The 4,760-nt window shown below is 72.2% G+C and carries 6 protein-coding genes; 2 read left to right on the top strand and 4 right to left on the bottom strand.

Features of this window, described 5'->3' with window-relative positions; translation table 11 throughout:
- Positions 1–770: LysR substrate-binding domain-containing protein (locus SACPADRAFT_RS24940; RefSeq protein WP_007026555.1), on the bottom strand; the 770-nt coding region annotated here is incomplete at its 3' end.
- A 69-nt stretch (positions 771–839) separates the two neighbouring features.
- Here SACPADRAFT_RS24940 and SACPADRAFT_RS0201920 point away from each other — a divergent pair.
- Positions 840–1,232, top strand: coding sequence for a DUF5997 family protein (locus tag SACPADRAFT_RS0201920; protein ID WP_007026554.1), 393 nt, complete (start codon positions 840–842; stop codon positions 1,230–1,232).
- A gap of 193 nt (positions 1,233–1,425) precedes the next feature.
- Complete coding sequence (locus SACPADRAFT_RS0201915; RefSeq protein ID WP_007026553.1) at positions 1,426–2,094, top strand: hypothetical protein; 669 nt, start codon at positions 1,426–1,428, stop codon at positions 2,092–2,094.
- Positions 2,095–2,114: 20 nt separating this feature from the next.
- On the opposite strand, the gene SACPADRAFT_RS0201910 is transcribed toward SACPADRAFT_RS0201915, so the two are convergent.
- The 3 genes from SACPADRAFT_RS0201910 to SACPADRAFT_RS0201900 all read right to left on the bottom strand — a co-directional run bounded on the left by SACPADRAFT_RS0201910 (position 2,115) and on the right by SACPADRAFT_RS0201900 (position 4,362).
- Positions 2,115–2,948 carry a class I SAM-dependent methyltransferase gene (locus SACPADRAFT_RS0201910; protein WP_007026552.1) on the bottom strand — a complete coding sequence of 278 codons (834 nt, stop codon included), beginning with the start codon at positions 2,946–2,948 and terminating at the stop codon, positions 2,115–2,117.
- Between the two features lie 5 nt (positions 2,949–2,953).
- Positions 2,954–3,781 carry a manganese catalase gene (locus SACPADRAFT_RS0201905; RefSeq protein WP_007026551.1) on the bottom strand — a complete coding sequence of 276 codons (828 nt, stop codon included), beginning with the start codon at positions 3,779–3,781 and terminating at the stop codon, positions 2,954–2,956.
- Between the two features lie 158 nt (positions 3,782–3,939).
- Positions 3,940–4,362: a GlcG/HbpS family heme-binding protein gene (locus SACPADRAFT_RS0201900; protein ID WP_007026550.1), complete on the bottom strand. Its 423-nt coding sequence runs from the start codon at positions 4,360–4,362 to the stop codon at positions 3,940–3,942.
- Positions 4,363–4,760: the final 398 nt, after the last annotated feature.

Here is a 4,760-nt window from a genome sequence, read left to right as displayed (position 1 = left end):
GGTCCGCCGCGTCCCCCGCGCGGGCCGCCGGAGCCCCGATGTCGCTTTTTCCCGCCGCCCGGCTTCCGGGGTGGGGACTTGCGGGAGGCCGCCTTGCGGGTGGGGGCGGTGTCGCCGTTCTGCCCGCTCCCCGACTTCGTCGCCGGTGCGGGGGCCCGGGTGCGTCCGCGCGTGCTGTTCACGGTGCGCCCGCGGACGATGCCGATGAACAGGTCCATCAGCTCGGTGGTCCCGTCCTCGGGCCACGCCAGCGCGACCCGTGACTGCGGGGCGTCCGTGAGCGGCCGGTAGGTGAGGTCCTTGCGGTGGTGCAGCCGGGCGAGGGACTGCGGGACGACGAGCAGTCCCACGCCGGCCGCGACGAGTTCGACGGCGTCGCCGGTCGTGGCCGGGCGCTCGACCGCGGGCAGGCCGGGCGGGACGTCCCAGTCCAGCACGTCGTCCAGCGGATGCAGCACGACGTCGTCGGCCAGGTCGTCGCCGGAGAGCTCCTCGGCGGCGGTCACGAGATGGTCCTTCGGGGCCACCACCACCGTCGTCTCGGTGTACAGCGGGATGGCGTGCAGCCCCGTGCCGTCGGTCGGCAGCCGGAGCAGCGCGGCGTCGACGGCACCCTCGCGCACCGTGTCGGCGGCGTCGGCGGCGGCGACCCGGGTGAGCGACAGCGGGACCCGGGGTGCCCGCTCGTGCCACCGGCGCACCCACTTGTCGGGCGTCACCCCGGGGACGTGGGCGAGGGTGAACGAGAGGTGTTCGTCCGGATCCGGCACGCCGCCAGGCTACCGGACGGGCGGTACGCCGAGCGCGGGTCGTGGACCCCGGACGGCTACCCTCGGGGCATGGCGTCGCAGAAGACCTCCCAGACGATGAAGCCCGAGACCGCGGCGAAGAAGCTGAACGTGTACCTCCCGGCCACGCCGGAGGAGTTCCGGTCCGGTGTGGTCTCCCGCGACGAGTTGAACGCCCTGCAGGCCGACCCTCCGGAGTGGCTGCGGGACCTGCGCCGCGACGGTCCGCACCCCCGGCAGGTCGTCGCCGCCCGGCTCGGGGTTTCCAACAGCGCCCTCGCCCGCAACGGGATCACCGACGCGCTCACCACGGCGGAGATCAACGCGTTGAAGGCGGAGATGCCCGAGTGGCTCCGGCGGGAACGCGCCACCCAGGCGGAGGTCCGCGAGGAGGCGGCACGCCTCAAGGAACGCGACGCCGAACGCGGCAGCCCGGACGCCTGACGGACCGTCGGTCGCGCTTTCCCCTCCCTACCGGCGGGGCCTCGGCGACAACTCCCGGACCCGTCGTCCTCTCCGGCCGTACCGGACGTCGATGTCACCCGTCCGTGTGCCCTTCTTCGGTTTGTGCTCTCCGGCCCGCGGTAGTGGGCCACGCTGCTCCGTCGAGTAGGGCGACGGACGGGGAGGACACCAGATGCCCGACGTGGATATTCGAAGTCGACCGGACGGAAGCAAGTACCCGATCCCCAAGAAGCGGGGTGGCGCCGTCGCGGCTGCCGCCGGAGTCGGGCTCCTTGTGGCCTCGGGCGGCGTGGGTGGCGTCGGGGCGGGCGGTGCGGCAGGTGGCTCCGCCGTATTCTCCAGCGCCGAGTCCGCCGTGGTGCGGGCCATCCAGTCGAAACTCCCAAAGGCGAAGCGGACGGCCCGTCGGTCGGGCCCCGCGAAGGCGTGGCGGCAATTGCGCCTGCGGAAAGGGCGTCAGCGGGAGGACTCGGCGGCCGAGTGCCGCACGGTTTCCTTCGGGCAGGTACAGGACTTCCTCACCCGTGAGTCCTGCCGCATCGTACGACGGGTCCAGTATCCGCTGACCGACGACGAAGGTGACGTGATCACTGTCCTGGTCTCGCGCGTGCACTTCACCACGGGCAGCGACGCCGTCGCGTTCAAGCACCTCATCGACCGGCACGGCACGGGCGACATCCGGCCGGTGGTTTCGGTCGTCCGGTTCACCGGACACCACTACGACTCCGACCGGGACGGCAGCACCGTCCTCGTCGCCGAGGCCGAATCACTCGACGGAACGTCGCCGGCGGAGGTACTGCAGGCGACCGCCGAAGCGGCGATCGCGCTCGCACCACGATGAGCAGCGGACGGCGGATGAGTTCACTTCACGCCGGTGCCGACGTTGACGTCCGCGTGCAGCACGGCCGAGGGGCGGTCCCCGGAGCGCTCGCGCAGCAGGCCGTCCAGTACCCGCAGCACTTCCGTGCGTTGGTCCTCGCTCAACCCCGCGACGAGCCGGGCGCCGATCGGGTTGCTGGTGGCGACCTCGTTGAAGAGGTGCGTGGGTGACGCGACGGTCATGTCCCAGGTGATCGTGTCCACGGCCACGTCGTGCAGCCCTGCCGCGGTGAGCCGTTCGCGGAAGACGTCCCGGTCGGCCAGTTGGAACGGGGGCGGTGGCGGGTCCATCGGCGGGCCGGTGAAGTCCGGCACGGCGGCCCGGACGGCGTCGAGCAGGAAGGTGAGGAACTCGACCTTCGGCAGTGGGCCGAAGGCGGCCACGAGCACCGCCCCGCCGGGCCTGGTGACCCGCACCATCTCGGCCAGTCCCGCGTCGAGGTCGGGCAGCATCGTCACACCGTTCTGCGAGGCGGACACGTCGAACGTGTCGTCCGGGAAGCCCAGCGCACGGCTGTCCAGCACCCGGCCCTCGACGTCGGTGAGCCCCTCCGCGCGGGCGCGGGCGACCAGCCGCTCGATCATCGCCGGGGCGATGTCGGTGGCGACCACCCGGGCGCCCCGACGTGCGGCCGGGATGCTCAGGGCCCCGGTGCCCGCGGCGACGTCCAGGAACCGGGTTCCGGGCCCGATCTCCACCCGGCCGAGCGCGACGTCGCCGTGCCGGAGGCTCTCCGGGGTGATGAACTCGTCGTAGCCGGACGCGAGTGCGTCCCACGCGTCGGCCACCTGTTCCGGGGGCGGTGTGTCGGTCATGTCGTTCACGCCTCGGTGGTGCCGTAGAAGCGGGAGTCCGGCCGGGTGGGCGGCGGCATGGGGGCACTGGTGGTGGCGCCTTCGTGGTAGCTGAACTCGCCGTTGCCGTCCGGGGTGGGGCCGGAGGCCCAGCGACCCTCGGAGGCGTGCCGCCCGTCGCTGAAGTTCAGATACTGGTACGACACGTCCGTCTGTTCCCTGTCCTGCGGGAACGTGCTCGGCACCGGCAGCTGCTCGGCGCCGCTCTCCCGCAGCTCGGCGGCCGCGGCGAGCCACTGGTTCTGGTGCATGGTGTCCCGCGCCAGCAGGAACGACAGCAGTTCCCGCACCCCGTGGTCGTCGGTCATGTGGTAGAGCCGGGCGACCTGCGTGCGGCCCTGCATCTCGGCGTTGGCGTTCGAGGTGAAGTCGGCCAGCAGGTTGCCGCTCGCGGTGATGTAGGCGCCCTGCCACGGGTTGCCCATGCTGTCGACGGGCCGTGCCCCCGCACCCGCCACGATGGCGTGCTGGACGTCGGTCCCGCCGACGACGGCCGCGACCGTGGGGTCGGCCTGCACCGCCTCGTCCGTGGCGCCCAGTGGGGACTTCTCCAGCAGTTGGGCGATCATGGTGGCGAGCATCTCGACGTGGCCGAACTCCTCGGACCCGATCCCGAAGACCAGGTCCCGGTACTTGCCGGGCACGTGCATGTTCCAGCCCTGGAACATGTACTGCATCGCCACGGTGATCTCACCGTACTGGCCACCGAGGACCTCCTGGAGCTTGCGCGCGTACACCGCGTCGGGCTGTTCCGGGCTCGCCTTGAACTGCAGTTCCTGCCGGTGGAAGAACATGCGGGGTGACTCCTTCTCGCGGGCCGTCGGGTGCGGGTCGTGGTCGCGTGCATTCCCGGTCCGCCCACCGGTGAACCGACGCTTCACCGGAAGGGAGCGCCGGAGCGCGGGCGGCTGTGGTGCCGCCCGTCCCGGTCCGTCCCGTCCGGGCGCGCGCCCTACCCGGCGGGCCGGAACGCCGCCGCGGCGGCCTCGGCGATGGTCTGGTCCTGTTCCCCGGTACCGCCGCTCACGCCGACGGCGCCGACGACCGTTCCCTCGTGCTTCAGCGGGAGCCCCCCGGCGAAGATCATCACGCGGCCGTGGTTCGAGGCGTGGATGCCGAAGAACTGCGCGCCGGGTTGCGCGTTCTCCGCGAGATCGGCGGTGGCGATGTCGAACGCGCGGGAGGTGAAGGCCTTGTTGATGGAGATGTCGACGCTGCCGAGCCACGCGCCGTCCATCCGCGCGTGGGCGACCAGGTTGCCGCCCGCGTCGACCACGGCGATGTTGGCGGGCTGCCCGATCTCCCGCGCCTTCTTCTCCCCACCCGCGATGATCTCGCGTGCCTCGTCGAGCGAGACCGACGGCTGATTCCGCACGGCTGTCACCTCCGTTGTCGCGTGTCCGGCACTCGTGTCCGGTGCGTACCCGGGCGGACACGGACGAAACACGGCGATGTCCGTGCGGGGACGCGGCGGTGGCTCCGCACCGGCCCGGCCGGTACGGACTACGTCGGATGTCGCGGTCGGGTCGGGTCCGTTGTCATGGGACGACGCGATCCGGGGAACGTAGGGTGCGTGCCACGACCACCGACGAGGGAGGCGACGATGTCCACGAACTCCGTCGACACCGTGTCCGAGATCGAGACCGGGCTGTTCATCGACGGCGAGTCCCGGACGGCCGGTGACTCGCTGCGGATCGTCGACCCCGCGGACGGCACGTCGGTGGTCGGCCGGGCCGCCGCGGCGACGGCGGAGCAGGCCTCGGCCGCGGTCGC

The organism is Saccharomonospora iraqiensis subsp. paurometabolica YIM 90007, assembly GCF_000231035.2.
Taxonomy (GTDB): Bacteria; Actinomycetota; Actinomycetes; order Mycobacteriales; family Pseudonocardiaceae; genus Saccharomonospora; species Saccharomonospora paurometabolica.
This window is presented reverse-complemented; position numbering and strand designations above follow the sequence as displayed.

What these genes read in the sequence shown, in the direction of transcription:
- SACPADRAFT_RS0201920 (WP_007026554.1), top strand. Translation starts at nt 840, where the DNA reads ATGGCGTCGCAGAAGACCTCCCAGACGATGAAGCCCGAGACCGCGGCG.
- SACPADRAFT_RS0201905 (WP_007026551.1), bottom strand. Translation starts at nt 3,781, where the DNA reads ATGTTCTTCCACCGGCAGGAACTGCAGTTCAAGGCGAGCCCGGAACAG.
- SACPADRAFT_RS0201915 (WP_007026553.1), top strand. Translation starts at nt 1,426, where the DNA reads ATGCCCGACGTGGATATTCGAAGTCGACCGGACGGAAGCAAGTACCCG.
- SACPADRAFT_RS0201910 (WP_007026552.1), bottom strand. Translation starts at nt 2,948, where the DNA reads ATGACCGACACACCGCCCCCGGAACAGGTGGCCGACGCGTGGGACGCA.